The sequence below is a fragment of the Streptomyces sp. P3 genome, from assembly GCF_003032475.1.
In the GTDB taxonomy this organism is placed as follows: domain Bacteria; phylum Actinomycetota; class Actinomycetes; order Streptomycetales; family Streptomycetaceae; genus Streptomyces.
This window is the reverse complement of sequence record NZ_CP028369.1, coordinates 6,734,928-6,760,325: the sequence shown is the minus strand read 5'-3', so window position 1 is coordinate 6,760,325 and position 25,398 is coordinate 6,734,928. Positions and strand designations below refer to the sequence as shown.

Here is a 25,398-nt window from a genome sequence, read left to right as displayed (position 1 = left end):
TCCGGGGCGACCCGGCCCTCGCGGACGCCACCCGGTCACCCCCGCGGCGCCACCCGGTCACCCCCGCGGCGGCGCACGGGTCTGCCGCCGGCGGCCCGGACGTGCGGGTGCGACGGCGCTCCGCCGCGCGGTGGGCATCACGCCGGTCACAGGGCGCGTGACGGGCGGGGGGAGGGGTGCGACGACGCACGAGAGGGGATTCCGCCTGGACTGACCAACGGTCAACCCACCAGCGCACTTACGCCCGGACTCCCCTGTTCACCGCGTTCCGGATCACAATGCGGCTGCGTCTCCTCACTCCTGGTGGGTGCTCACTTGACTACCAGTGGTCACACGCGGTTGGCTCCGAGCCAACGCACGTCCTCCGCCGGTGCACACCCCTGCGTTCCGGCGGCGCTCGCCCCGTCCTCCTGCTCTGCCGCCCAGCGAGGTGCAGCCCCCCATGAACACTCCCGTCCCCGCTCCCGCCGGTCCGTGTCCCGGCGCAACCCTGCGTCTGGCCGCCCTCGCCGCGGCCTGCTGCCTCCTGCTCGCCGGCTGCACCGGCGCCGCATCGTCCGGCGCGGACGGGGCGGCCGGCGCGAGTGGCCGGCTCAAGGTCGCCCTGGTCACCCACGGCGCCGCGAAGGATCCCTTCTGGGAGCTGGTGCGCAGGGGGGCGCAGGCGGCGGCCGCCAAGGACGGCGTCGATCTGACCTACACCAGCGACTCCGACCCCGCCGGACAGGCCGAACTGGTGCGGGAGGCGATCCGCGAGCACGTCGACGGCATCGCCGTGACCCTGGCCAAACCGCAGGCCATGAGGAGTCCGGTGGCCGAGGCCAAGGCGGCGGGCATACCTGTCGTCGGCCTCAACTCCGGTATCGACGCCTGGCGTTCGCTGGGGCTCCTGGAGTACTTCGGCCAGGACGAGAGCGTGGCGGGCCGCGCCGTCGGCGACAAGCTCGACGCCCTGCGGGTGAGACACGCCCTGTGCGTCATCCACGAGCAGGGAAACGTCGCGCTGGAGGCGCGCTGCGCGGGCGTGAAGAAGACCTTCGACGGTGAGACCCGGATGCTCTACGTCGACGGGACGGACATGGACGCCACGACCGCCGCGCTGACGACCCGGCTGCGGCAGGACCCCGACATCGACGAGATCATCACCCTCGGCGCGCAGTTCGCGCTCGCCGCGGTGCGGGCGGCCGACGAGGCCGGCAGCAAGGCCGAGGTCGCCACCTTCGACCTCGACAAGGACCTGGTCACCGCCGTCCGCGACGGTCACGTGCAGTTCGCGGTGGACCAACAGCCCTACCTGCAGGGGTATCTGGCCGTGGACGGGCTGTGGCTCCACAGGACCAACGGCAACGTCAGCGGCGGCGGCGTCGCGCCCGTGCTGACCGGCCCGGCCTTCGTCACGAAGACCAACGTCTCCGACGTCGCCCGCCTGGCCGCCGCAGGAACCCGCTGACCCGTCTTCGACCGCCCCCTCCCCCCGCTGATCGCCCTAGGACGACTATGTCTCCACGGACAGGTGCCCGGCGCCGCCGTCTCGGCTCCATACGTCTCTCACTGTTCCTTCTCGCACTGGTGCCCAGCGTCACCCTGGCCGCCATGTGGGGTGTGACGACGACACAGATGTTCTCGGAGGGACTGCGGCTGCGCGAGCAGACCGAACTGAGCCGCTCCACCGGCGCCATGGGCACCGAGGCGACGCTCGCCCTGCAGCGGGAACGCAGCCTGTCGGCGGTGTGGCTGACCTCGCGGCCCGCGGGTTCCCGGCCCGCGCTGGAGGCCCAGCGCGCGAAGACGGACGTGGCGGTCGCCAAACTGGTCGCGCACGCGGACGACATCCAGCGGGCGCCCGCCCGCGTCCGGGACCGGCTTTACTCGGTCGTCGCCTCGGTGAGCAGCCTCGAGTACTACCGTGGTCAGGTGGACGCCCCGGTCGACATCACCGCCGCACAGGCACTGGACCAGTACACCTCGATCATCGACGACCAGATCCACGCCTTCCAGGAGCTGTCCCAGGTCGACGACGGCGACCTCACCTCGCAGGCCGGCCCGCTCATCGCCCTCGAACACGCGGCCGAGCTGGTCTCCGAGGAGGACCTGAACCTGACGCTGGCCGGGCCCGCGGGGCGGATGGACGACAAGGCGTGGGCCGAGTTCGCACAGCTGGTGAACAGCCGGCGCTGGCTGGTGCAGGACCAGATCGTGCCCTCGCTGACCGGCGCCGCGAAGGCGCAGACCGAGGAGATCCTGACGAGTTACCAGTGGCAGACACTGGAGGCCGTCGAGGACAAGGTGCTCGCTGCCCGGACGAAGCAGGGCGAGAACGGCCAGATCGCGCTGCCGGACGTGCAGAAGGAGTGGCGCGCCGCCCTGATCGACGTCTCCGACGCGTACGAGAAGCTGATCCGGCAGCAGACCGCGCACCTGCTGCAGCGCAGCGCGGACGAAGCGCACGGGCTGCTCCTCACCGCCGCCTCGCTGAGCGCCGGCGGTCTCGTCGCCCTGCTGCTGTGCGTCGGCATGTCGTGGCGGATCACCCGGTCGCTGTCCCGGCGGCTGCGCGGACTGCGCATGGCCACGCTGAGTCTGGCGCACGAGCGGCTGCCGGACGTGGTGGCCCGGCTGGACCGCGGGGAGACCGTCGACGTGGACGCCGAGACCCCGCCACTGGACTACGGTGGCGACGAACTCGGCCAGGTGGCCAAGGCGTTCAACACGGCGCAGCGCACCGCCGTGCTCACCGCGGTGGAACTCGCCGACACCCGGCGCGGCTTCGAGAAGGTCATCCTCGGTATCGCCCGGCAGAGCCAGAACCTGGTCAACCTCCAGCTCAGCAAGCTCGACGCACTGGAGCGCCGGCACCAGGACCCGGACGTCCTCGCCGGTCTGTACGAACTGGACTCCACGGCGAGCCAGTTGCGCCGCTACGAGGAGAACCTCGTCATCATCAGTGGCGGCCGGCCCGGGCGCAGCTGGTCGGAGCCGGTGGCGCTCACCGACATCCTGCGCAGCGCCGTCGGGGAGGTCGCCGAGTACCGGCGGGTGGAGGTGCACACGGAGGAGGAGGTGTGCATCGCGCCGCCCGCCGTGGCGGACGTCATCCATCTGCTCGCCGAGCTCATCGACAACGCGACCTCCTACTCGCCGGCGCCCGGCCCGGTCGGGGTGCGGGCCACACTGGTCGCCAGGGGGCTCGCGATCGAGGTCGAGGACCGCGGCCTGGGCATGTCGGCGGAGGACTACGCCTCGTTCAACGCGCAACTGGCGGTCCCTCCCCAGTTCGACGTGGTGGCGCTCGCCGACGACCTGCGGCTGGGCATGTTCGTGATCGCCCGGCTGGCGACCCGGCACGGCATCGGCGTGACCCTGCGCTCCTCGCCGTACGGCGGCACCACCGCGATCGTGCTGCTGCCGCACGAGGTCGTGGTCCGCGAGTCCCCGGACCCCGAGGACCCGGCTGTCGGGATCTCCCGCGCGGCGACGTCCGCCGGACCCGTGGCCGAGGCTGCGACTGCGACTGCGACGGAATCGGAGGCGGAGGCGGAAGCGGAGACGGAGGCCGGCGCCGGCCGGGGAGAGGCCGACGACCCGCCCCCGGGGCAGGGTGCGCCGGGCCCGGCGCGCGAGGGGCACGACGACGCGCGGGAAGCCGTCGGCGGGGAGCCGGCGCACTCCCCCCACGCGGCGCGCACGGCTCCCCCTGCGGCGCACGGCGGCCCCGGTGTGCCGCGCGAGGGCCTCGCTGCCGCGGACGAGTCCCCGAAGGGAGCGCGGAGCGTGTCCGGCGGGGAGAACGGGCACGGCCGGCCCCGGCCCGACGAGGACGCGTCCCCCGTTCCCGGCCAGGACCCGGAGCGGGACGGCCACGGCGGGAACCCCAACCGCGTCGCCCCGGACCGGGACCGCAGCCGGGACGACGGCCGGCCCGGAGACCGGACCCCGTCCCCCCTGCCGGTCCGCAACACCTCCGGCCGGGCGCACGAACCTTCCGCCGGCGCGGCCGGCGCGCCCGCCGCCGGCTCCCGCCCCGGCGGCCTCACCCCGCTGCCGCGCCGGATCCCGCAGACCAGCCTCGCGGACGAACTGCGCGAGGACGCGTCGTGCGCCGACACCGTCGAGGACGACCGTGTCCCGGACGACTTCACCGCAGAGCGCGCCGCGTCGTCCCTCGCCGGATTCCAGCGCGGCACGCTGCGGGCGCACGCCGACGCCGGCCGGCCGCCGTCCGATCCTCGGAAGACGACCGCCGAGGAGACCCCCGGCCCGCCGGTGACCGCCGCGGGCGCCGCCAAGAACCCGACCCCGCCCGCCGACCGCTCATGAAGGACACCGCCATGACACCCTCCCTCCCCGGCACGAACAGCCAGCTCGACCAGTTGCTCACCGGTCTCGTGGACCGCGTCGCCGACGTCAACCAGGCCGTGGTCCTCTCCGAGGACGGACTGGTGGTCAGCAAGTCCACCGGCTTCCTGCGCGAGGACGCCGAACGGCTGGCGGCGACGGCGTCCGGGCTGATGAGCCTCAGCAAGGGCGTCAGCATGGACTTCCGGGGCGGCCCGGTGCGCCAGGCCCTCATCGAGATGGCCCACACCTACCTGATCCTGACCTCGGCCGGTCCGGGCGCCCATCTCGTGGTACTGGCCGGCAAGAACGCGGACGTCGGCGTGGTGGCGTACCAGATGAACATGCTGGTGAAGAAGATCGGCGAGCACCTCAGCGCGGCGCCGCGGGCCCATGTCGGTCCCGCCGTGCGCACCCACGGCGGGTGAGGTGAGCGGAGGCGACGAAGCGGGCCGGCTGGTCAGACCGTTCGCCCTGACCGGTGGACGGACCCGGCCCAGCCGCGCCGACTTCACGCTCATCACGACGGTCACGGCGGTGCACCCGCCGCCCGCCCGGGTGGCGCGGCCGCAGCCGGAGTACGCCCGCATCCTGCGGCTGTGCGCCCGGCCCGTCGCGGTGGCGGAGCTCGCGGCCCATCTCGACCTGCCGGTGAGCGTGGTCGTCATCATGCTCTGCGACCTGCTGGAGGCCGGCCTGATCACGGCCCGGGCACCCCGCTCGGTCACCGGTTCCGCGGACCTGGACCTGGACCTGCTGCAGAAAGTGAGGGACGGCCTTGGCCGGATCTGACAGCGCCGCGCCCGTCGGCGGGTCGGCGGCGGCGCCGGACACCGTGAAGATCCTCGTCGCCGGCGGCTTCGGCGTCGGCAAGACCACCATGGTCGGGGCGGTCAGCGAGATCGTGCCCCTGCGCACCGAGGAACCGCTCACCGTCGCCGGCCTGGACGTCGACGACTTGAAGGGCATCGAGGCCAAGCGGTCCACCACCGTGGCCCTCGACTTCGGGCGCATCACCATCGGCGACGACCTGGTGCTGTACCTCTTCGGCACGCCGGGCCAGCAACGGTTCTGGTTCATGTGGAACGACCTGGCGATCGGTGCGCTCGGGGCGGTGGTCCTCATCGACGTGCGCCGGCCCGAGTGCAGTTTCGCCGCCGTCGACTTCTTCGAGCGCCGGGGCATCCCGTTCGTCATCGCGGTGAACGGCTTCCACGGGCTGCACCCCTACCCCATCGAGGACATCAGGGAGTCGCTGGCACTGCCGGCGCACGTTCCGGTGCTGCTCTGCGACGCGCGCGAGCGGGAGTCGTGCCGGGAGGTGCTGATCGCGCTGATCGACCACCTGATCGACGATGTCACCGCCGGGGCCCGGCGGGGTTAGTGCCTCTCGGCCGCGGCGGCGCGCGCCCGGCGGGCGCGCGCCGCCCCTCGGCGCCCCTCACCGCCCCTCGGTGCTCAACGGGCTCACCGCGGGCTCACCGCGCTCAGTGGGCTCCGGCCTCGCGCAGTACGGCGATCGTCTGCGGGTGGGGTCCCGCGGCCGCCCACTGCAGGGGCGTCATGCCCGTGCCGTGGTCCTCGCGGCGGTTGGGGTCGGCGCCATGGGCGAGGAGGACGCGGACGGTTTCGACGTGTCCCCAACAGGCCGCCGCACACAGGGGAGTTCCCTCGGCGCCGAGGCCGGCGCTCTCGGCGTCGGGCGGTGCCCCGGCCTCGAGGAGTCTGCGGGCCGTCTCGGCTTCGCCCTGGACGCAGGCCGCGTACAACGGAGTCGTCCCCTCGGCGTCGGCCGCCGCCGGGTCGGCGCCGGCCTCGAGCAACCGGCCGACGCCCTTCCCGTCCTCGAACCTCGCCGCGCACACCAGACGCTTCGTCAGTTTCTTCCGCCGTCTCCTGTTCACGGGCGCCGACCTTAGTCCGCTGCGGCGCAGACGTCGCCGGTATTCCTCATGAGCGTCACACAGGAATGCGGCGGGAAGCCGCCAAGCCTGTCCCAGTGATTGACGTGCGCCCCTTGCGCCCCTACCTTCTGACCGACTCACCGAACTTGGTTCGAAATGTCGAACCGACGTGGTATCCGGGCACCCCGCTGTATCCCCCTGGAGCGCACATGACCCCCAACCCGTCCCGCCGCCTCTTCCTCGGCGCGGCCGCCTCCGTCCCCCTGGCCCTCACTCTCGGCGTCCCGTCCGCCCACGCGGCCGACTCCGCGTACGTGATGGCCTATTTCACCGAGTCGACGAATCTCGGCGACGGCACCGACTACGGACTGCATCTGGCGGTCAGCACGGACGGGCTGCGCTGGATGCCGCTCAACCAGAACAACCCCGTGGTCACCCCCACCGAGGGCGCGCTCGGCCTGCGCGACCCGTTCATCCTGCGCAAGCAGGACGGCACCTTCGTCGTGCTCGCCACCGACCTCAAGGGGACGGACTGGAACTACGTCAGTCAGTACGTCCACGTCTGGAACTCCACCGACCTGCGCACCTTCACCGGATACCACCGGCTGAAGCTGCACGACATGAACACCCACAGCTGGGCGCCGGAGGCCTTCTGGGACGCGAGCCGCGGCCAGTACGCGCTCATCTACTCCGCCGTCAACAGCAGCGGCCACAACGTCATCATGGTCAACTACACCACCGACTTCGTCACGGTCTCGGCCCCCCAGGTCTTCTTCGACCCCGGCTACGACGTGATCGACGGCGACATGGCCGTCGGCGTGAACGGCGTCAACTACCTCTACTTCAAGAAGAACGGCACCCTTCTCGGCGCCAGGTCCAGCTCCCTGAACCCCGGCAGCTTCACGCCCTTCAGCACCGCCGTCTCCCACGGCGGCACGGAGGCCCCGACCCTGGTCAAGTCCCTCACCTCCGGCACCTGGTACCTGTGGGGCGACACCTACACCCCCAACGGCGTCTTCTACGCCTGGCAGTCCTCCGACCTGTCGGCCGGCACCTGGACCGCGCTGGACCAGAAGGCCTACACCCAGCCGGTCAACTCCAAGCACTGCGGCATCACGACGATCACCTCGACCCAGTACGACAACCTCGTGGCGAAGTGGGGCGCCCCGGCCTGGAACCGCCTCAAGTCCTACAACTTCCCGGCCCGTTACGTGCGCCACTCCAACTACGTCGGCCGGATCGACGAGTACCCCGTCGAGCCGTACAAGGACTCGCAGTGGACCCTGGTGCCGGGCCTCGCGGACAGCTCCGGCGTCTCCTTCCGCTCCGTGAACTACCCGACCCGCTACCTGCGGCACTACAACTACGCACTCCAACTCGACGTGAACGACGGCACGTCGACGTTCGCCGGGGACGCGACGTTCTACCGGACGGCGGGGCTGGCGGACGCCGGCTGGTCGTCGTTCCGCTCGTACAACAACCCCACCCGGTACATCCGGCACGCGAACTACGTCCTGCGCATCGATCCCGTCTCGACGGCGACGGAGAAGCAGGACGCGACGTTCTACGTGGGGTACTGAGGCGGCCGCTTCGGCGACGGCCTCACAACCGCGCCAGGAGCGGCAGCAGTTCGACGGCCGCCGTCACGTCGTCGGTGAGCGGACGGTCGTCCGTGCCTGCGGGCAGGGCGGCCGCCGCCGCCGCGAAGGCGGCGACCGGCGGCGACCCCGGCAGCATCCTCAACGCCCGTACCGATGCGACGAGTTCGCAGGCGACGACGACGGCGTAGGCGTGCGCCGCGCGCAAGGCCTGGCGGGCGGCCTGACCGGCGAAGCTGGCGGCCTCCTCCAGGCCCCGCGACAGGACGGCGTGCCCCGCCGACGCGGGCATCGCACAGGAACGCAGCTCCGCGAGCGCCGAGTTGGCGGTGTACTCGAGGATCATCGCGCCCGAGCTGCTCGCGGGCCCTGCGCCGAGGAAGGCGGGCAGTCCGGTCAGCCCGGGGTCGCCGAGCGCGGCCAGGCGGGCCGCGGAGAGCTGTGCGGTCTGCAGCAGCGCGAGTGCGCACGCGTCCAGGGCGAGGCCCAGCGGAGCGGCGAAGAACCCGCCGTGGTGGTAGGCCGCCGCGCCGTCGGGATCCATGAGGGGATTCTCCGACGGGCAGTTGATCTCCACCTCTACGACCTCGCGCAGTCGTTCGCAGGCGTCCAGGGCGCACCCGTGCACCTGGGGGAAGGCGCGGAACCCGAAGGGGTCCTGGACCCGGCTGCCCGGGTCGGGCGGCGGCCGGCCGGGCAGTCCGAGCAGCCGCCGTACCTCGCCTGCCGCGTGGGCCGCGCCGGGGTAGGGCCGCAGCGCGTGCACCGGCGCCGCGTACGCCTGGGGCGACCCGGACACCGCGACGAGTGAAAGAGCGGCGACGGCGTGGGTGGCCCGCAAGAGCATCCCCACCTCACCCTGCGCCAGAGCCGCCTGCGCCAATGCCAGGGCATTGCTGCTGAGCAGCGCGAGAGCGTCCCCGGCCTGCAGGACGACGGGGACCGGGACGCGGCCGGGGAGCGGCGCGAGGGCCCGGCCCGGCACGGAGCCGACGGGAGCGTGCTCGGGGCGGTCGGCCGGTCCGGACGGCGGGGCCGGCAACGCGGCCAGAGCGGCGGCGAGTCGAGAACCGTCGGCAAGCCGGGCCCCGGGCCTGCCGCGGGAGCCGGACCCGGCGGGTGCGCCGGAATCGGTGAGAGCGCCGGGAGCGGTGGGAGCGCCAGCCGTGGGAGCGCCGGTAGCCGTGGAGGCGTGCACGGCGACAGACACACGGCGGGGCGGCTCCGTGGGCGCCCCGGCATCCCTGGCGCGGCCGGCGGTCACACTCCGGTCCGCTTCGCCCGAAGCGATCGCCGCGACGGGCGCTGCCGGCTCCGCGAGCGCGGCGGGCGCCGCAGGCCCCTCGGGCAGTCCGGGCGGTCCGGGCAGGGCAGGTGGTTCAGGCAGCCCGGGCCGTGGTAGTTCGGGCACCGCGGGCCGATCGGTCGTGCCTTCCGGCCCCTCGCCGGCCCACGGCCGCTCCCCGAGGAGGGTGAGACCCGTCTGGGCCAGCGCCGTCAGGTCGCCGGTGCCGACACCGCCGTATTCGCTGACGGCCGGGTGGACGCGAAGCCGCAGGGCCTCGGTGAGAGCGTCGACGAAGGCCGGTTGGATGCCGGAACCGCCGGCGAGGAGTTGGTTGGCGCGGATCGCGAGCATCGCCCGGACCTGACGTCCGGGCAGCAGGTCGCCCGCCCCGCCGGCGTGGCTGCGCAGCAGGCGCAGTCCGTGCGCGACCTCGTCGTCCTGGTCGACCGCCACGGAGCGCTGGGCGCCCACGCCGGTGCCGCGGCCGTACAGCCGCCCGGCGGCGGCGAGCCGCCGGGCCGTCCGCCAGGAGCGCACGGCCCGCTCCCGGGCCTCGGGGGCCACCACGGGCACGGCCGCGCCGTCGGCGAGCGCGATCAGCTCGCCGACGGTGAGGGCGGTTCCGTCCAGGACGACCCGGGCGCCCTCTCCGTGCGGGGCGACCCGGGCCGTTCCGTCTGCCGGCGTGTCCAACGGTCCGGTGCGTCGGTGGTTCGGGCGGGCGGGGCCGGGCTCAGTCCAGACCCGCGGACTTCAGCCAGGCCCGGGCGACGTCCAGCGGGTCCTTGCTCTCCAGCTGCACCTGGGAGTCCAGGTCGAGCAGCGTCTTCGTGTCGAGTTTGGCGGATACGGCGTTGAGCGCCTCGATGCCCTCCTGGGAGAGGCCGCTCTTGTAGACGAGCGGCGTCACGTTCGCGAATCCGAAGAGGTTCTTCGGGTCCTGGAGGACGACGAACTTCTCCCTGGTGATGGTCGGGTCCGTGGTGAAGATGTCCGCGGCCTGCACGGTGTTCTTCTTCAGCGCCGCCTGGGTCAGGGGGCCGCCCGCGTCGAGCGCCTTGAAGTTCTTGAACTTCAGCCCGTACACCGACTCCAGTCCGACCATGCCCTGCTGCCTGGTCTGGAACTCGGGCGAACCGCCGAGAACGAGCTCGGGCGCGGCGTCCTTGAGGTCGGCGAGCGTGGAGGTCGAGGTGAGGTCGTACTTCTTCGCGGTCTCCGCGTTGATCGTGACGGAGTCCTTGGCCTCGGCGGGCGACGACTCCAGCAGCGTCAGCTTGGAGTCGAGCTTCGTCTTCACCGCGGCGTTCACCGTCGCCGGCGAGGTCTGGGCCGCGTCCTTGTCCAGATACGCGAGCAGGGAGCCGTTGTACTCCGGCAGGACGGTGATGGAACCGTTCTTGAGCAGCCCGTACGTGGTCTCACGGCTGCCGATGTTGGGCTTGTAGGACACCTTCACGCCCTTGGCCTTCAGGGCCTCGCCGTAGATGTCGGCGAGCAGGACGCTCTCGGCGAAGTTGTTGGAGCCGACGACCACCGTGTCGCCTGCCGCCTTGTCGCCGGCGAGCGGGTCGTCGGTGTCACCGGACGAGGAGCCACATCCCGCCAGCAGGAGCGCCGTCGCGGCCAGGGCGACGGCCGCCGCGCCGGGGTGGTTCCTCAGGGACCTGCTGCTGTGGGCGTTGGAAGTCACGGTTCCCGTTCCGAGCTGGGGGGTTGATGAGAACTCAAACACTTGTCTCCCGATCCAATCCATCCGCTTCTCGATCGGTCAAGAGCAGCCGGGTCACCGATCGGCGTCGATCCGTGATCGCCGCCATGCGAACCGTAAGTCCTCCCGCGCACCACGGGAGGTCTCCCTTCGTAATGGATTCTTGACGCGGGGCGACGTGCTCGCGCGTTCGAATGGGCGATAGTGTCGCCGTAGTTGACGTTCGCCACGGCAGTGGGCGTCGGCCACAGCGGTGTACGGGGACCCCGAACGTGTCACAGCCGTGCGGACACATGCGCGCACAGAACAGACGGACAGCTCGCATGCCCCCGGTGCACGCCTGCAACACCCTCTTGGAGGAGGCCCGGTGTCCACGAAAGAGGTGGACGCGCCCGCCGGCTCGGCGTCCTCGGCCTCGCCGCCCGCGCCCCGGGGCCTGCGGACCTTCGCCGACCGATGGCCCTTCCAGCGCAAGCTGAACGTGCTCGTCGGCATCCCGCTGGCGGTGATCGCCCTGCTGCTGACGTACCTCGTCGTCGACCTGGTGCAGGAGTCCGACCGCGCCGCGAACGCCGCCCGACTGGTCCGCGACAGCACGCAGGTCGCGCAACTCGTCGCCCTGCTGCAGGCCGAGCACCAACAGGCGATCCTGCTCTCCGTGCGGTTCGAGGCGGCCTCCGGCGTCGACGCCCCCTCCGCCGAGAGCTACCGGCAGTCCCAGGCCGCCGTCGACGAGCAGGTGCAAAAGGTCGTCGACGCCTTCGGCGACCGGCTGCCGGACACCGAGGCCCGCGCCCTGAGGGAGGTCCAGGGGCTGGCCGGACTGCGGCAGACCATCCAGCAGGGCTATCTGCCCGCCGACAACATCGACCCCGCGTACTCGGGCGCCGCCGACGGCCTCATCGAGGGCCTCGGCCTGGAGCACAACTCCGCGCTCGCCTCCACCTTCACCGGCAACCTCCTCGACTCGCTGCTGCGCGCCGACGCCGCCCACGGCGCCTACGAGACCGGCGTGTTCTCCGCCGGGACCGGTGACAGCAACGCGCTCATCGAGTTCACCGGCGCGGTCGGCTCCTACGAGTTGTTCACCTATCAGGCCGCGCGGTTCGAGCGGTTCGCGAGCCCCGCGCAGTCCGACGAGTTCAGCGGCATCGAGCACAACATCTCGCAGGCCTCCATCAGCCGTCACTACGCCGATCTGGCGGTGGACCCCAGCGCGTTGCAGGCCGAGTCGAAGGCCGACATCCGGGCGGCGCTGCGGGCGGCCATCGCCCGCTACCCCGACTACAGCGCACAGGCCGGGTCCCGGCTCGCGATCACGGCGTCACTCATCGGCCAGATCGCCGACCGGGCCGACTCCGCGGCCTCCAGCGCCCGGTGGCGCGCGGTCCTGCTGCTGAGCCTGGCGCTGTGCTGCTTCGCGCTGTGGATCACTCTCTCCGTCCTGGTCCGCCGTTCCGTGGTCCGTCCGGTGCTGGCGCTGACCGGGGCGGCGCAGGAGGTCGCCGACGTCGCGGGCCGCGAGCTCGCCCGTGTCGCCGACGACGACGCCGAGGAATCCGGCTCCCCACGGCTGCGCGAACTGCCGGTCACCGCCGACGACGAGATCGGTGAGCTCGCCGAGGCCTTCAACAACGTCCAGACCACCGCGGCCGCGCTGCTGGAACGCCAGGTGCTGAGCCGGCGCAACGTCGCCGAGATGTTCGGCAACGTCGGCCGGCGCGTCAGCAACCTGACCACCCGTCAACTCGCGCTGATCGACTCGGTGGAGCGCGGAGAGACCGACCCCGCGCTGCTCGAACGCCTCTACTCCATCGACCACATCGCCGTCCGGCTGCGCCGCAACGCCGACAGCCTGATGCTGCTCGCCGGCATCCGCGAGACCGTCCTGGACGCCGGCCCCACCGCGCTCACCAACGTCGTACGCGCCGCGCTGGGCCAGATCGAGGGCTTCCAGCGGGTCCGGCTGCGCGCGGCGACCGAGGCCGTCGTGGAGCCCGACATCATCGGCGACCTGACGCTGATGATCGCCGAACTCCTGGAGAACGCCGTGTCATTCTCGCCCGAGGACAGCCCCGTCGAGGTGGTGGTCGGCTCCGACGACGACGGCGCGTCGGTCACCGTCTCCGACCACGGCCTGGGCATGAGCGCGGAGCGCCTCGCCGAGGAGAACGCGCGTCTGGTGCGCCGCGAGCGCCTCGACCTCGTGCCGACGAAGGTGCTCGGCCTGTTCGTGGTCGGCGCCCTCGCCCGCCGCCGGGACGTCGACGTCACCCTCACCCGCACCCCGGGCGGCGGTGTGACGGCCGAGGTGATGATCCCGTCGACACTGCTGGTGACGACGAGCGAGGCCGGCCAGGGGGGCAGGCCCCTCTCCCCGGGTCCGTCGGCGTCCCCCGCCTCCGCCGGACGGGCCGCTGCCCCGTCGGCTCCCGCGGCGGGACCGTCCCCGTCCGTCTCCGTCCCGTCCTGGGCCGCGCGCGAGGAGGACCCGGCCGCGCTCCCCCGCCGGATACCCCGGCGCGAGGCCGCCCCGACGGCGGAGCCGGACGACTCCCGCAGCACCTCCACGGACCGGGAACCCGGATCTCCGTCCGGCCCGGCAGGCAGCCCCGCCGACGCCGTCGCCGACGCCGTTGCCGAGGACCGCACGACCGGCTCCGCCTCCGCCGCCACCCCGGGCACGGGGTACGAGCCGGGAGGAGCCGCTTCCGGCGCGTCTCCAGCCGTGCGCTCCCGCGCGCCCGAGGCCGAGCCGCCCACCCACGTCGGAGGGCCGGGCATCCCCGCGCCCCGCACGGCCGAGCGCACACCGCGCACCCGCGCCGAGGCGGAGCCGCAGGCACCCGCCCCGTCGGCGGAACGCCCGGCCACCACCACGGCGAAGAACACTCCGGCGGCCCACTCGCCCGAGCCGAGGCCGGCATCGGCATCGGCATCGGCTTCGGCATCGGCATCGGCATCGGCTTCGACGTCGTCCCCGCTGCCTGCCCGCCTGCCTGGTGGGCCGCAAGGCGCCGGCTCGTCCACGCCCGCCTCTGCCGGCGAGGCCGACGCCGCCCGGCCCCTGCGGCGTCGCGTGCGCGGCGCCACACTGCGCACGGACGCCGACACCGCCGCGCAGCGGACGGCGAGGCAGGCCGCCCGCCCCGCCGACGCGGACGCCGTACGCAGTGCGCTGGAGGAGTTCGAGGCCGCCGTGGCCCGCGCGCACCGCGACACCGGTGAACACCCGCTGCCCGCCGACCCGGCCGCTCACCGCGGCGCACGCGGGGACGACGGCCGCAGCGACCACGGACGCGACCACCGTCCCGACGGTGACCCCGACGGGGCCGACCGGACCGACCGGACAGCGACGTCCGACTCGTCGGGCCGGGACCGCACGCACCACCAGAACCACCTTCCGGAAGGAGCCGAGCAGTGAGCACGTCGACAGGTGAGACTCCCGCCGGAGACGCCACGCCGACCGATCTGCGGGCCGCCGCAGCCGACTTCACCTGGCTGCTCAGCCGTTTCGCCACCGAGACCGCAGGGGTCGTGGACGCCATCGCGGTGTCCTCCGACGGACTGCTGATCGCCGTGTCGGAGCTGCGCGAGCACGCCGACTCCGAGCGGCTGGCCGCGATCGTGTCGGGCATCACCAGCCTGGCGGCGGGCGCCTCCGGCAACTACGGTCTGGGCGGCCTGAACAAGGTCATCATCGATCTGGAGGGCGGTCACGTGCTGGTCTCCGCGATCGGCAGCGGCGCCGTGCTCGGCGTGGTCACCGACAAGGAGGCCAAACTGGGCAACATCGCCTACGAGATGACGGTGTTCGCCAACCGCGCCGGCAGCGCGCTCAGTCCCCAACTCGTCCTGGAGCTGAAGAACAGCGTCGGCGTCACACGGCCGCGCTGACCGCGAGCCACCGCAGAGAAAGCGAACACCGATGGCGGACGGCCGCACCCCGCGCGGGGCCGGCGAGGACGGCGTCGCCCCCGTCGGGCCCGCGCCCGCCGTCCGGCCCTTCCTCGTCACCGCCGGACGGGTCGCGGGCGGCCCGGGCGAGGCGTCGTCCGGCCGGACGATGCCCGTGGAGACCCAGCTGGTCGCCACGGCCGACGGGCTCGGCGCGCTGCACCGGCTCTCCTTCGAGCAGCACGACATCGTCGCCGCCTGCCGCGTGCCGCAGTCCATCGCGGAGATCGCGGCGCGGCTGCGGCTGCATCTGAACGTGGTGCGGGTCCTCGCCGAGGACCTGCGGGCGGCGGGGCAGCTGTCGGTGCACGTTCCCGACTCCGGCGTCACCCACGACGCGTCCGTACTGCGCAGGGTTATCGATGGCCTGCGGGCCATCCCCGACTCCCGGGGGGTATTCCGTGACACCGACTGAACCGCTGGTCCGCGCCTCGGCCGGACAGGCCGCCGTGCGACCGCCGCTGCCGGTGAAACTGGTGATCGCGGGCGGCTTCGGCGTGGGCAAGACCACCGCGGTCGGCTCGATCTCCGAGATCGAGCCGCTGACCACCGAGGCGGCCATCACCGAGGTCGCGGCGGGTGTGGACGACCTCAGCCACACCCCGCGCAAGACCACCACCACGGTGGCGATGGACTTCGGCTGCATCACCATCGACCCGACGCTCAAGCTGTACCTGTTCGGCACGCCCGGACAGGAGCGGTTCGGGTTCATGTGGGACGACATCGTGGAGGGCGCGATCGGCGGGCTCGTCATCGTCGACACCCGCCGCCTCGACGACTGTTACGCCGCAGTCGACTACTTCGAGCACAAGCGGATCCCGTTCGCCGTGGCCGTGAACGCATTCGACGGCCAGCTGGCGCACACGCTGGACGAGGTCCGCTGGGCCCTCGACGTGTCGGACGGCGTGCCGCTGCTCGTCTTCGACGCCCGCGAGCGCGGCTCGGTCCGCGACGCCCTGCTCGTCGTCCTGGAACAGGCGCTGGCCCGCTCCGAGGGCTGAGAAACACGTTCTGCAGTGGTGCGATGTCGCGGTGCGGGGCCTGGTCTGGTCTGGTCTGGTCTGGCCTTTGTCTCAGAAGCTGTTTCAGGACCGGTGTCAGAACCGGTGTCACGACCTGGGCCAGATCACGTTTCTCCACTGGTTTCGGAAGCAGTTTCACGACCTGCACCAGGTCGACTCCCGGGACCGGTCGAGATCCGGCACCACGAGGTCCGGTCCGACTCAGGTGCGGCCACGAACGAGTACGGCCGGCCGGGGCGTAGCCGGCCCGAGGAGCGTACGCTGCGGCCTCGGACGTGACAGCACAGGCGGTCGGGGCCGGTCGCTGTGAGCGCCGGCCGGCCACTACTCGGTCTCGGCCCGGTGAACCGTGCCGCAGCGCATGGCCTGATGTACGAGAGTGCGATCATGCGCTTCGAGCCGAGTTCGCACTCACCGCACTCACCCCACTCACCAAAGAACAGTGCCCGGGCTGGAAGACCTTCGGACTCGCGGAGCGACGGGTTCACGGGTGGCTGCATAAGTTTGATCGTCCTGCTCATCGAAATCCCGGTCGCCCTTCTGCTGGGGCTGACGTCGGCCGTCCGTGGATGGGGCCGTGCGGACGAGGACGCCGTGGCACCCCCGACGGACTGGGTCCCGGTGCTCTGGCTCGGCGGATTCACCTTGGGCGTGCTCGTGATCGCCGTGCTCTTCCTGCTCTCGGGGCATCCGTTCGCAGGAGCGATCCAACTGTTTGTGGCAGCCGTGGCACTGGTTTTCACCATCGCTGCCGGGCACGACCGGTATGAGGGTGCCGACCCGCCTTCGCCGTCGACCAGGGCCGCGATGCCGCACGCGTCTTCGAACGACGTCACCGACCGGTGGGCCCCCAGCGGCGGATGCCCGAGCGCAGAGCCCTGCACAGGCGCAGCGACCCGGCCGGCTCCTGCTCCTGCCGGCCGGTGAGGAAGCCGGCGATGCGGAGCATCGCCGGGCCCGTGCGCGGGTCGGGCATGCCTTCGCCCGCAGGAAGCACGACAAGATCCCTCGTGACTGCCGACAGCGCGGCGAGGGCCTCCACCACGCAGTCCATGGTGTCGCGCACATGCACGACCTCGCCTTGGCCGCGTGATCAGAACAGCCGCGGCCAGGCCCTGACCTGCAAAGTCGCGGCTTTCCGCAACACGCTTCAGTGGGCGCGCCGCACCCCCGGCGAGACCGTCGCGCGGGCGAGGGCCCAGAAGACGCCCAGGGTCGCGAGGGCCATACCGGCGACCAGGGTGGCGCCGCCGACGACCTTCTCGTAGTCGTGCTGGTAGAGGCCGTCCACGATGAAGCGGCCGAGTCCGCCGAGGCCCACGTACGCGGCGATGGTGGCGGTGGACACGATCTGGATGGCCGCCGAGCGCAGTCCGCCGAGGATGAGCGGCAGCGCGACGGGCAGCTCCACCTGGAGCAGGATGCGCCGTTCGGCCATGCCGATGCCCCGCGCCGCGTCCACCGGGGACGGGTCGACGGAGCGCACCGCCTCGTAGGTGGTGACCAGGATCGGCGGAACGGCGAGGACGACCAGCGGGATCATCACCGGCATCATGCCGAAGCCGGTGCTGAGGGTGATGAGCACCAGCAGACCGAAGGTGGGCAGCGCCCGGCCCGCGGTGGCGATCAGGGTGAGGGTGTTGCCGCCCTTGCCGTAGTGGCCGGTGAGGAGTCCGACCGGCAGTCCGATGAGGGCGGCGAGGGCGAGCGCCTCGAGCGAGTACTGCAGGTGCTCCAGCAGCCGGGTGGGGATGCCGTCGTAACCGTGCCAGTGGGCACCGTCGCCGAAGAAGGCGTTGACGAAGTTCAGTACGTTCACCGGACTGCCCCCTCCAGGACGGGCGCCGCCTGCGCGGCCCGGCGGCGGCCGGCGGCGCTCGGCATCCACGGGGTCAGCAGGAGCCGTACGAGGACCAGCGCGGCGTCCACGAGGACCGCGAGGACGGCTGTGGTGATCACGGAGTTCCAGGCCAGTTCCGGCCGGTTGTAGATCTGCGCGTCGTGCAGCAGGTTGCCGAGCGCGCCCTGGTTGCCGATCAGCATGCCGACGCTGACGAGGCTGATGCTGGACACCGTCGCGACCCGCAGACCGGCGATGATCGCGGGCACCGCGATCGGCAACTGGACCTGCAGATAGCGACGTACGGGCCCGAAGCCCATGGCGGTCGCCGCGGCGAGGGTCTCCTGCGGCACCGAGCGCACGCCGTCGACGATCGCCGGGACGAGCACGACCAGGGTGTAGACGGTGAGCGGGATCATCACCGTCAGCTCGGTCTGCCCGGTGTAGTCGATGAGGACGACGAAGAAGGCCAGGGACGGGATGGCGTAGAGCACGGTCGTCACCCACAGCACCGGCGGGTACAGCCAGCGCAGCCGCACGCACAGCTGGGCCAGCGGGAGCGCGAGCAACAGTCCGCCCAGCACCGGCAGCAGGGCTTCGCGCAGATGCAGCCCGATCAGGCCGAGCCAGTCGTGCTGAAGGTCGCTCGGGATGTCGAAGAAGCGGTTCACCGAACGGCCTTCGAAACGGTTTTCACGGCCGGCTGTTCCTCCTGGCGTTCCCGCCCCTCCTGCCGGCCCGCCGCGTGGGCGCCGCGGATCGCCTCGGCGATCGCCGCCTGCGACGCGACTCCGGCGGCCCGGCCCTCCGCGTCCACGGCGACGGCCCAGCCGGTGGGCGACAGGACGGCGCAGTCGAGCGCGGCACGCAGCGAGTCCTGACCGGCGACGAACGGCCGCCCGTACGACAGCAGTCGGCCGGTGTCGATCTGTCCCGCGGTCAGCGCGTCCGGCTCACTCCAGCCGAGCGGGCGGCCGTCCAGGCCGGTGACGAGGAGGTAGGGGACATCGGCCGTGGCCTTGGCGGTGATCTGCTCGGCGGTGGAGTCGACCGCGACGATGGGGGCGGTGAGCAACTCCAGCCCGGCGGAGGAGAAGAACGACAGTCGGCGGATGCCCCGGTCGGCGCCGAGGAAGTCCTCGACGAACGCGTCGGCGGGGTCGGACAACAGCTCGGCGGGCGGTGCGCACTGGGCGAGCCGCCCGCCGGTCCGCAGCACGGCGACCATGGTGCCGAGCTTGACCGCCTCGTCGATGTCATGGGTGACGAAGACGATGGTCTTGCCCAACTCTTCCTGGATGCGCAGCAGTTCGTCCTGCAGTCCCTTGCGGACGACCGGGTCCACGGCGGAGAACGGCTCGTCCATCAGCAGCACCGGCGGGTCGGCGGCGAGCGCCCGCGCCACGCCGACGCGCTGCTGCTGGCCGCCGGAGAGCTGGTAGGGGTAGCGCTTGGCGAACGAGGCGTCGAGCCCCACCCGTTCCATCAGCTCCCTGGCCCGTGCGCGGGCCCTGTCCTTGCTCCAGCCCAGCAGCCGGGGGACGGTGGCGATGTTGTCGACGATCGTGCGGTGCTGGAAGAGCCCGGCGTTCTGGATGACGTAACCCATCGACCGGCGCAGCGAGTTGACCGGCTGCTGACGGCTGTCGACGCCGTCGATGAGGATGGCGCCCTCGGTGGGTTCGACCATCCGGTTGATCATCCGCAGAGTGGTCGTCTTGCCGCAGCCCGACGGACCGACGAGGACGGTGATCGAGCGGTCCGGTATGTCGAGGGAGAGCCGGTCGACCGCCACCGTGCCGTCCGGATACCGCTTGGTGACTCCATCTATCCGTATCAAAACGCCGAACACCCTTCGGGTCTGGCCGTTTCCGCCCGTACTCGACCACACGAGTTCAGGTCATTGCGGGGAGAGTCTAGTCCGCCTCTGTTTCAGACGTTTTTTCGAGGCGGCAGGGCTCGGCACCCGGCAGTCAGGTCCCGGGAAAACACGTGAGAGCGCTTCCGCTGTGTGTGATCTGCGAGTTCTCTGAGTCTCACCCCGTGCTCAGCAACGGCTCGGGGATCCCTCGGACACCGCCTCCGCCGTCAGGGCCATGAACGAAACGAACGCGGGCGGCGTCCGGCAGCGGTCGGCCGAGATCGTGGTGCCGGTGCACCCCGAGGCCCACGTCCTCGCCGAGGGCACCGGGCGTCTCCCCGTACACCTCGCGATCGGCCGCCGGCTCAACCGCCGGGCCGCCGTGGTCCCGGGCGCCGAGCGGGAGTTCGTCTCCCGCGCGTGCGACCTGCCGGTCGGGGCCGGTCCGAGGACGCGCTTCCCGGAGGCGCAGTGCGGGTTCAGGGCCGCAATTGCCGGCGTTACCTGCGTTCCTGCGCTTCTTCCGTTACCTGGGTAACCTGCCGCGTCTGCGTTTCTCCGCGTTTCTCGACTCTTCTCCCGACGCGGGCCGACACGCCGGAGGGGCCTCTCGATCTCCGGAACGTGAGAAACGTCAGGCCGCCGCCGTTCCCGCGGCGGCCGCGGGGAAGCCCGGGGTGCGCAGCACGCCGCCCCCGGTGACCACGGCGTAGACCTCGCAGTCCGCCTGCGAGGCCGCCCACTCCACGCCCTCGCGGCCCAGCGCGAACGCGGCGGTGGCGACGGTGTCGGCCAGGGTCAGGTCCGGGGCGACGACGGTGAGGCTGTCGAGGCCGGCCGCCGGAAGACCGGTGCGCCCGTCGAGGATGTGGTCGCCGCGCTCGTAGCGTGCGGACGTGGCGACCGCCGCGTCGGTGAGGCCGAGGACGGCGCACACCTTGTCGGCGACGAAGGGGTGCCGCACGCCGACCCGCCAGGGACCGCCCGAGACGACGACGTCGCCGCCGGCGTTGAGGCAGAACCGGGTCAGTCCGGCCGCGGCCAGCAGGTCCGCCGCCCGCTGCACCGACCAGCCCTTGACGACCGCGCAGGGGTCGAGGCCACGACCCGGCAACCGGACGTCGAAGGCGCCGCCGGTGGCGATCCGGTACTCCTCGCACAGGCCGAGCACCTCGGCGAGGTCGTCGCTCATCCCGTCGGCGGACAGCTCGCCCCGGTCCAGCCGGGACACCTCGCTGTCCTCCCGGTAGGGGCTGAACCGCTCGTCGGCCTCGCGCAGCCACGCGAAGACGGCGTCCGCGGCGCCCTCGGGGACCGACGGGTCGGTGACGTCGTCCACTCGCAACGAGACGGGAAACCCCATGACGTGTTCGACGCGGTGCACGTCAGGCGCCCTTGGCGTCGATCGCGGCCTGCAGCGACTCCTTGTAGCCGTCACTGGTGAGGGTCGCTCCGGAAACGGTGTCGATGTCCGCGCTCTGCGCCTTAAGCGTTTCCGCAATCAACTTCGGCACCGCCGCCGTCGTCTGCGGATGATTGGGCTGCTTCAGCATCTGAACGGCCGTGATCTCACTGCCGTTGTAGGTGATCCGGACCTGGACGTCGCCCTTCTCCGTGGTGACCGTCGTTCCGGTGAACGTCTGCGTCCCCGGCGAGGACGACGAGGACGCGGGCGCGGGTGACTCGGCGACGGTGGACGTGGTGGTCGACGCCCCGGTGGACGGCTCGTAGCGCCAGACCGGGACGAGTCCCGCGACGGACAGGATCAGGACAGGTACGGCTCGCTTCACGATGTCTCTCTCATCCCGCCAGGCTGAAGCGTTCGAAGTGGATCTGCGGCCTCGGCACGCCGAGCTCGCGGAGGGTGCCGAGGACCGCGTTCATCATCGGCGGCGGCCCGCACAGGAAGACGTCCCGCTGCGCGATGTCCGGCACGAGTGCGGACAGTTCGCGCGGCGCCAGCCGGTCGGGCACCGGTGGCCCGGTGACCAGGTGAAGCTCCGCCCCCTTGGCGAGGGCGAGTTGGTGCAGCTCGTCATAGAGGACGGCGTCGCGTTCGCCGGCCACGCGGTAGATGACGACGGCATGCCCGTGGATCTCCTCGAGAAGCGCACGGATGGGGGTCACGCCGACGCCGCCGGCGATGAGCAGCGCTTCCGGGCGGGTGCGGTGCATCGCCGTGAACGCGCCGTAGGGACCCTCGGCGAAGACGCGCGTGCCGGGCTTGACATGGCGCAGGCCCGCGGAGCCGTCACCGGCGGCCTTCGCGGTCAGCCGCAGGCGGGAGCCGTCGGGCGCGGCCGACAGGGAGAAGGGGTTCGCCTGCCACCAGCGGTCCTTGGTCATGAACCGCCAGAGGAAGAACTGGCCGGCCCGGGCGGGCATCCGGTCCAGGTCACGTCCGGTGATGTAGACGGAAACGACGTTGTCGGCCTCGGGAACGACCGCCTCGACGCGCAGCTGGTGACGCCAGTTCCGCCACAGCGGCAGAACGAGGCGGCCCAGGAAGACCGAGCCGAGGGCGACGCCCCACACGCCGTACCAGTAGGCGGTGGCGGCGGACGACGCCGTGAAGGTGGTGCCCACCGCGATCTGGTGCGTGAAGGCCAGCACCACGGCGACGTAGGCGTACAGGTGGACGAAGTGCCAGGTCTCGTAGGCCAGCCGACGACGTGCCCAGCGGGCGGAGACACCGCCGACGACAAGGATCAGCGCCATGGCGACCACGGCGCGGAAAACGCCTTCGACGGTTTCGGCAAGGTCGACGAGCTGGTTCACCGGGTTCATCGAGGACGACTCGGCGTAGCCGAAGGCGATGAACACCACGTGCCCGACCAGCGTCCACAGCAGGCCGAAGCCGGTCCAGCGATGCCAGTTGGTGAGCCGGTCCATGCCGATGCGACGGTCGAGCCAGGGCAGTCGGGCCACCAGCAGCAACTGGAACGCCATCAGCAACGCTCCGTACAGACCGGCGAAACGGCCGATCACGACCAGTGCGTTGGAGGCGAAGCCGGCCTGGACGGCGAACAGGGTCACGACGGCCGCGTTGGCGGCCAGCACGGCGTACAGGCCGGTGCGGGCCACCACTTTGGGTCGGATCGCCGTGGGGGGCGAGGGGGGCGATTGGACGGTCGTCACGGACGGAATCTCCTAGATCGGGTCCTCAGAACACAGAGCTTCTCCGTGCTTTGCTGTCATTCTCCTGTCGTACAACTTTCAAGATCTTATCGATGTGCGCGCACACGAGACGCGGCTCTGGTGCTGCGGGGCGAGTGGCGCACTATGGGCGGGTGGAAAAAGTACGACTCCTCGTCGTGGACGACGACCCGCCGATCGCCGATCTCGTGGCGACGGTCGCCCGCTACGAGGGCTGGGACGCGGTGACCGCGAACTCGGGTGAGGAGGCGCTGCGCCGTGCCGCCGACTTCCATCCGGACATCGTGGTGCTCGACCTGATGCTGCCCGACATCGACGGTTTCGGCGTGCTCGACAAGTTGCGGAACAGCGGCACCATGGTTCCCGTCGTGTTTCTGACGGCCCGGGACGGGGTCGCCGACCGCGTCGCGGGACTGACCCGGGGCGGGGACGACTATCTGGTGAAACCGTTTGCGGTCGAGGAGCTGATGGCCCGGCTGCGCACTGTGCTGCGGCGCAGCACGGGTCCCGGGTTCCAGCGTTCCGTGCTGCAGGTGGCGGACCTCACCATGGACGAGGACACCCGCGAGGTACGGCGCGACGGGAAACTTCTCACGCTGACACCGACCGAGTACGAGGTCCTGCGTTACCTGATGCGCAAGTCCCCCACCGTGCTCACCAAGGCGCAGATTCTCGACCATGTGTGGGAATACGGTTTCGGCGGCCGTTCCAACGTCGTCGAGCTGGTCGTCAGCCGGCTGCGCCGCAAGCTCGACGCGACGGGCGACGACCCGCTGATCCAGACGGTACGCGGTTTCGGATACGTACTGCGGCAGGCGGCCGAGTGATCGCCCGGTTCCTCCGGTCGTACCACAGGCTCCGGCTGGGCACCCGGCTGGCGCTCGGCCTGGGCGCGCTGTCGTTGGTGGCGTTCGCGGTGGTCGGCGCCATGCTGACCATGTACATGCGGAACTATCTCGACCACCAGCTGCGCGACCAGATCAAGCTGGTGCAGGTGGTGCAGTCCAAGGACGCCAAAGCGCACGGCGTCGTGGAGCGCAAGCCGTACTACGGCTGGTACACGGCCGTCTACGACGTGTCGGCGGACGCGGCCGTCCTGCGCCGGCCGGCCGACGTGCCCGCCGACACCACGGCGCTGACCACCCTCGCCCGGCGGATGTCCGACTCGACCGTCGACGTCACCCGCACGGAACGGATCGGCGCGGGCACGTACCTTCTTCGCGCCTGCGAGGTGTCGCCCGGGGTGGTGCTGGTCAGCGCCGCGCCGACCGAGGACATCGACGGCACCGTGCGACAGCTGATCACGATGCAGGTGGTCGCGTTCGGTCTGGCCCTGCTGGCGCTGGTGGTGTTCGGCCGGCGGATGCTGAAGAACGGTCTGAAACCGCTCAGCGACATGGCGCACACCGCGCACGGGATCGCCTCGCACGACCTGAGCGAGTCGGCCTCCCGGCTGCACCTGCGGGCGGACTCCCCCGGCGGCGGCCCCGAGGTCGAGGAGCTCCGGACGGCCTTCAACACGATGCTGGAGCACATCGACGACTCCCTCGCCGTACGCGCGGAGGCCGAGCAGCGCCTGCGCCGCTTCGTCGCCGACGCGTCGCACGAACTGCGCACGCCGCTGATGTCGGTACGCGGTTACGCGGATCTTTTCCAGTACGCGGCCGCCAACGCCCCCGAGGAGCGCGACAAGCACCTGGCCCGGCTGCGCGCCGAGGCCGCCCGGATGGGCGTCCTCCTCGACGACCTCCTGCTCCTGGCCCGCCTGGACGCCGCCGAGGTGGAGACGCCCCTGCGGATGGAGAACGCCGACCTCGTGGACCTCGCCGAGCAGGCCGCCGACGCGTTCCGGGCGAGTCACCCCGGGCATCCGGTGACGGTGCTCCCCGGACCGGCCGCCGTACGGCTGCGGATCGATCCGCACCGCATCCGCCAGGTCCTGGACAACCTCCTCACCAACGCGGCCGTGCACACCCCGGCCGGCACGCCGGTCTCGGTCGAGGTGTCCGTCTCGGCGGAGACGGCCCGGATCCAGGTCACCGACCAGGGTCCCGGCATCCCGCCGGACGAGCGCGAAAGCGTCTTCGACCGTTTCTACCGCGTCGACAAGGCTCGCAGCCGCGACCGAGGCGGCAGCGGCCTCGGCCTCTCGGTCGCCCGCTCCCTGGTACGCGCCCACGGCGGCTCGCTGGACCTGGACGACACGACGACCGCCACCGTCTTCACCATGACGCTGCCCCTGGGATCGGTCCGGAGCAAGCCGGGAAACCCGGAACCGCCGGGCGGCCGAACAGTCGGGTAGCGGAGCAGGCGAAGTGACCCGGCGGCCCCCTGGGCCGACACGCCGACCCGTGCCGGTCGCCCCGCAAGCGCAGCGGACCTGGAAGGGGCCCCGGAAGGCCCGGAAGGGTCACGGTGCCGCGGGCCGGGTGAACCTCGGCAGGCGGCCGGGATGAACGGGGCGGGACGCGGGCAGAAATCCCACAGTCGCATCGCGTCTCACCGCACTCCGGCCCCACGGCACCCCCGCTCCCGCGGCGCGCCGCCGCAATCTGCCCCACCACGCCCCAGCCCGGCGCGCCCCGCCGCGCCTCAGCCCCGCCGCACCCGGTTCGACCGCACACCGGCCCACCGCACCCCTTGGGCCGCACCGCCGGACCCACGCACCCCCGGCCCCGCCGCACCCCGGCCCCGCCGCACCGCAGCCCGCCGCCCCACCGCATCGC

General features: G+C 71.9%; 23 protein-coding genes and 1 pseudogene. 15 read left to right on the top strand and 9 right to left on the bottom strand.

The features are described 5' to 3' along the window. Positions 1–442: 442 nt before the first annotated feature. From C6376_RS29655 to C6376_RS29635, 5 genes are read left to right on the top strand one after another with little or no spacing between them, the layout of a single operon-like run. Positions 443–1,450, top strand: a complete 1,008-nt coding sequence (locus C6376_RS29655) for a substrate-binding domain-containing protein (protein ID WP_107446219.1) — start codon at positions 443–445, stop codon at positions 1,448–1,450. Between the two features lie 47 nt (positions 1,451–1,497). Beyond that, a complete protein-coding gene (locus C6376_RS29650) occupies positions 1,498–4,317 on the top strand; it encodes a nitrate- and nitrite sensing domain-containing protein (protein WP_107446218.1) in 2,820 nt (939 codons plus the stop codon). 11 nt (positions 4,318–4,328) lie between these two features. Next, positions 4,329–4,763 (top strand): roadblock/LC7 domain-containing protein, encoded by a 435-nt coding sequence (locus tag C6376_RS29645; protein WP_107449269.1) that lies wholly within the window; start codon positions 4,329–4,331, stop codon positions 4,761–4,763. Position 4,764: 1 nt separating this feature from the next. Beyond that, positions 4,765–5,127, top strand: coding sequence for a DUF742 domain-containing protein (locus C6376_RS29640; RefSeq protein WP_107446217.1), 363 nt, complete (start codon positions 4,765–4,767; stop codon positions 5,125–5,127). Further along, positions 5,114–5,719 (top strand): ATP/GTP-binding protein, encoded by a 606-nt coding sequence (locus tag C6376_RS29635; protein ID WP_107446216.1) that lies wholly within the window; start codon positions 5,114–5,116, stop codon positions 5,717–5,719. The genes C6376_RS29640 and C6376_RS29635 overlap by 14 nt, the downstream gene beginning before the upstream one ends. 103 nt (positions 5,720–5,822) lie before the next feature. Here C6376_RS29635 and C6376_RS29630 read toward each other — a convergent pair whose 3' ends face one another. After that, the gene (locus C6376_RS29630; protein WP_107446215.1) at positions 5,823–6,239 is read right to left on the bottom strand and encodes an ankyrin repeat domain-containing protein; all 417 of its coding nucleotides are present in this window, start codon (positions 6,237–6,239) and stop codon (positions 5,823–5,825) included. Positions 6,240–6,448: 209 nt separating this feature from the next. On the opposite strand from C6376_RS29630, the gene C6376_RS29625 reads away from it, so the two are divergent. Further along, positions 6,449–7,819: a glycoside hydrolase family 43 protein gene (locus C6376_RS29625; RefSeq protein WP_107446214.1), complete on the top strand. Its 1,371-nt coding sequence runs from the start codon at positions 6,449–6,451 to the stop codon at positions 7,817–7,819. Positions 7,820–7,841: 22 nt separating this feature from the next. Here C6376_RS29625 and C6376_RS29620 read toward each other — a convergent pair whose 3' ends face one another. Together C6376_RS29620 and C6376_RS29615 are read right to left on the bottom strand one after the other, a co-directional pair. Beyond that, entirely contained in the window at positions 7,842–9,818 is a 1,977-nt protein-coding gene (locus C6376_RS29620) for an aromatic amino acid lyase (RefSeq protein ID WP_107446213.1), read from the bottom strand. A 40-nt stretch (positions 9,819–9,858) separates the two neighbouring features. Next, entirely contained in the window at positions 9,859–10,818 is a 960-nt protein-coding gene (locus C6376_RS29615; protein WP_107446212.1) for an ABC transporter substrate-binding protein, read from the bottom strand. Positions 10,819–11,203: 385 nt separating this feature from the next. Between C6376_RS29615 and C6376_RS29610 the strand changes: the two genes are divergently transcribed. The 6 genes and pseudogenes from C6376_RS29610 to C6376_RS45590 all read left to right on the top strand — a co-directional run. Beyond that, positions 11,204–14,260 (top strand): ATP-binding protein, encoded by a 3,057-nt coding sequence (locus C6376_RS29610; protein WP_107446211.1) that lies wholly within the window; start codon positions 11,204–11,206, stop codon positions 14,258–14,260. After that, on the top strand, positions 14,257–14,733 hold the full coding sequence (locus C6376_RS29605) for a roadblock/LC7 domain-containing protein (RefSeq protein ID WP_107446210.1): 477 nt from the start codon (positions 14,257–14,259) through the stop codon (positions 14,731–14,733). Before C6376_RS29610 ends, C6376_RS29605 begins: the two co-directional genes overlap by 4 nt. Positions 14,734–14,764: 31 nt before the next feature. Beyond that, entirely contained in the window at positions 14,765–15,208 is a 444-nt protein-coding gene (locus C6376_RS29600; protein ID WP_107446209.1) for a DUF742 domain-containing protein, read from the top strand. Then, entirely contained in the window at positions 15,195–15,794 is a 600-nt protein-coding gene (locus C6376_RS29595) for an ATP/GTP-binding protein (protein ID WP_107446208.1), read from the top strand. Before C6376_RS29600 ends, C6376_RS29595 begins: the two co-directional genes overlap by 14 nt. A gap of 390 nt (positions 15,795–16,184) precedes the next feature. Continuing rightward, the gene (locus tag C6376_RS46495) at positions 16,185–16,742 is read left to right on the top strand and encodes a DUF6234 family protein (protein ID WP_367881090.1); all 558 of its coding nucleotides are present in this window, start codon (positions 16,185–16,187) and stop codon (positions 16,740–16,742) included. A 19-nt stretch (positions 16,743–16,761) separates the two neighbouring features. Next, positions 16,762–16,908, top strand: a pseudogene (locus tag C6376_RS45590) (IS5/IS1182 family transposase); the annotation flags it as partial. Positions 16,909–16,965: 57 nt separating this feature from the next. Here C6376_RS45590 and C6376_RS29580 read toward each other — a convergent pair. The 3 genes from C6376_RS29580 to C6376_RS29570 are packed head-to-tail and all read right to left on the bottom strand — an operon-like array spanning position 16,966 to position 19,495. Continuing rightward, on the bottom strand, positions 16,966–17,634 hold the full coding sequence (locus C6376_RS29580; RefSeq protein WP_107446206.1) for an ABC transporter permease: 669 nt from the start codon (positions 17,632–17,634) through the stop codon (positions 16,966–16,968). Beyond that, entirely contained in the window at positions 17,631–18,326 is a 696-nt protein-coding gene (locus C6376_RS29575; RefSeq protein WP_107446205.1) for an ABC transporter permease, read from the bottom strand. Before C6376_RS29575 ends, C6376_RS29580 begins: the two co-directional genes overlap by 4 nt. Beyond that, complete coding sequence (locus C6376_RS29570; protein WP_107446204.1) at positions 18,323–19,495, bottom strand: ABC transporter ATP-binding protein; 1,173 nt, start codon at positions 19,493–19,495, stop codon at positions 18,323–18,325. Before C6376_RS29570 ends, C6376_RS29575 begins: the two co-directional genes overlap by 4 nt. Positions 19,496–19,751: 256 nt before the next feature. Between C6376_RS29570 and C6376_RS44775 the strand changes: the two genes are divergently transcribed. After that, positions 19,752–20,054 (top strand): hypothetical protein, encoded by a 303-nt coding sequence (locus C6376_RS44775; RefSeq protein ID WP_216825618.1) that lies wholly within the window; start codon positions 19,752–19,754, stop codon positions 20,052–20,054. 96 nt (positions 20,055–20,150) lie between these two features. On the opposite strand, the gene C6376_RS29560 is transcribed toward C6376_RS44775, so the two are convergent. From C6376_RS29560 to C6376_RS29550, 3 genes are read right to left on the bottom strand one after another with little or no spacing between them, the layout of a single operon-like run. Continuing rightward, a complete protein-coding gene (locus C6376_RS29560; protein ID WP_254076119.1) occupies positions 20,151–20,900 on the bottom strand; it encodes an FAD:protein FMN transferase in 750 nt (249 codons plus the stop codon). A gap of 1 nt (position 20,901) precedes the next feature. Further along, positions 20,902–21,306 carry an FMN-binding protein gene (locus C6376_RS29555; RefSeq protein WP_107446203.1) on the bottom strand — a complete coding sequence of 135 codons (405 nt, stop codon included), beginning with the start codon at positions 21,304–21,306 and terminating at the stop codon, positions 20,902–20,904. Between the two features lie 10 nt (positions 21,307–21,316). Continuing rightward, positions 21,317–22,654, bottom strand: a complete 1,338-nt coding sequence (locus tag C6376_RS29550) for a ferric reductase-like transmembrane domain-containing protein (protein ID WP_107446202.1) — start codon at positions 22,652–22,654, stop codon at positions 21,317–21,319. Positions 22,655–22,746: 92 nt separating this feature from the next. Between C6376_RS29550 and C6376_RS29545 the strand changes: the two genes are divergently transcribed. Both C6376_RS29545 and C6376_RS29540 read left to right on the top strand, forming a co-directional pair. Further along, on the top strand, positions 22,747–23,499 hold the full coding sequence (locus C6376_RS29545) for a response regulator transcription factor (RefSeq protein WP_107446201.1): 753 nt from the start codon (positions 22,747–22,749) through the stop codon (positions 23,497–23,499). Beyond that, complete coding sequence (locus tag C6376_RS29540; RefSeq protein WP_107446200.1) at positions 23,496–24,974, top strand: cell wall metabolism sensor histidine kinase WalK; 1,479 nt, start codon at positions 23,496–23,498, stop codon at positions 24,972–24,974. The genes C6376_RS29545 and C6376_RS29540 overlap by 4 nt, the downstream gene beginning before the upstream one ends. Positions 24,975–25,398: the final 424 nt, after the last annotated feature.

What these genes read in the sequence shown, in the direction of transcription:
- C6376_RS29655 (WP_107446219.1), top strand. Translation starts at nt 443, where the DNA reads ATGAACACTCCCGTCCCCGCTCCCGCCGGTCCGTGTCCCGGCGCAACC.
- C6376_RS29650 (WP_107446218.1), top strand. Translation starts at nt 1,498, where the DNA reads ATGTCTCCACGGACAGGTGCCCGGCGCCGCCGTCTCGGCTCCATACGT.
- C6376_RS29645 (WP_107449269.1), top strand. Translation starts at nt 4,329, where the DNA reads ATGACACCCTCCCTCCCCGGCACGAACAGCCAGCTCGACCAGTTGCTC.
- C6376_RS29625 (WP_107446214.1), top strand. Translation starts at nt 6,449, where the DNA reads ATGACCCCCAACCCGTCCCGCCGCCTCTTCCTCGGCGCGGCCGCCTCC.
- C6376_RS29600 (WP_107446209.1), top strand. Translation starts at nt 14,765, where the DNA reads ATGGCGGACGGCCGCACCCCGCGCGGGGCCGGCGAGGACGGCGTCGCC.
- C6376_RS46495 (WP_367881090.1), top strand. Translation starts at nt 16,185, where the DNA reads ATGTACGAGAGTGCGATCATGCGCTTCGAGCCGAGTTCGCACTCACCG.
- C6376_RS44775 (WP_216825618.1), top strand. Translation starts at nt 19,752, where the DNA reads ATGAACGAAACGAACGCGGGCGGCGTCCGGCAGCGGTCGGCCGAGATC.
- C6376_RS29545 (WP_107446201.1), top strand. Translation starts at nt 22,747, where the DNA reads ATGTGCGCGCACACGAGACGCGGCTCTGGTGCTGCGGGGCGAGTGGCG.